At 59.3% G+C, this 659-nt stretch carries 2 protein-coding genes; both read left to right on the top strand.

The window, feature by feature from the left end; all coding sequences use genetic code 11:
• Positions 1-391 (top strand): IS66 family transposase (locus ACYQ6W_RS22685; RefSeq protein WP_459678574.1); only part of this gene is annotated, 391 nt, incomplete at its 5' end.
• A gap of 2 nt (positions 392-393) precedes the next feature.
• Positions 394-516 carry a hypothetical protein gene (locus ACYQ6W_RS22680; protein ID WP_459678573.1) on the top strand — a complete coding sequence of 41 codons (123 nt, stop codon included), beginning with the start codon at positions 394-396 and terminating at the stop codon, positions 514-516.
• Positions 517-659: the final 143 nt, after the last annotated feature.

The raw sequence follows: 659 nt of genomic DNA, 5'->3' as shown, positions 1-659 counted from the left end.
CGTCTATCTCGAGGAGAAGCGGGATGACTTTCCCCGCACCCACGACCTGTACAAAGCCATCAACTACATGCTGAAGCGGTGGCCTGCCTTCACGCTATTCCTCGACGACGGCCGGGTTTGTCTCTCCAACAATGCCGCCGAGCGAGCGCTCAGAGGCATTGCCCTTGGGCGCCGCTCATGGCTTTTCTGCGGGTCTGACCGAGGCGGACAACGGGCGGCCGCCGTCTATAGTTTGATCGTCACCTGCAAGATGAACGACGTCGATCCTTACGCCTGGCTGACTGATGTGCTCGGCCGCATTGCCGCCCACCCAGCCTCGCGTATCAATGATCTGCTTCCTTGGAACTGGAAAACCTCACCCAAAGACGCATCCGTCGCGGTCGCGGCCTGAACATGCAGCGCAACAAGGTTCACGCCGTCACCGTCATCGCTGCCGTCGCCCAGGAACTTGGCGTCGCCGAAGATCTCTTGCATGAGATTTCCATCGGCCTGGACACTGAAGATGGCGTCATCTAGGTCTACGGTATCGGCGAGGACGCCATCATGGCCTTCACTGAGGATGGCGTTGAAGAGCTCAAAAACCTCCTCGAAATGCGCCGTGAAAACCCCGGCCTATTCGAGTAGCCATCTTCGCCTGCGGCCCACGCCGAATGGCTACA

This window comes from Acidisoma sp. 7E03 (genome assembly GCF_054665075.1).
Note: the sequence above shows the minus strand (reverse complement) of the source record. Positions and strands in the feature narration are given on the sequence as shown.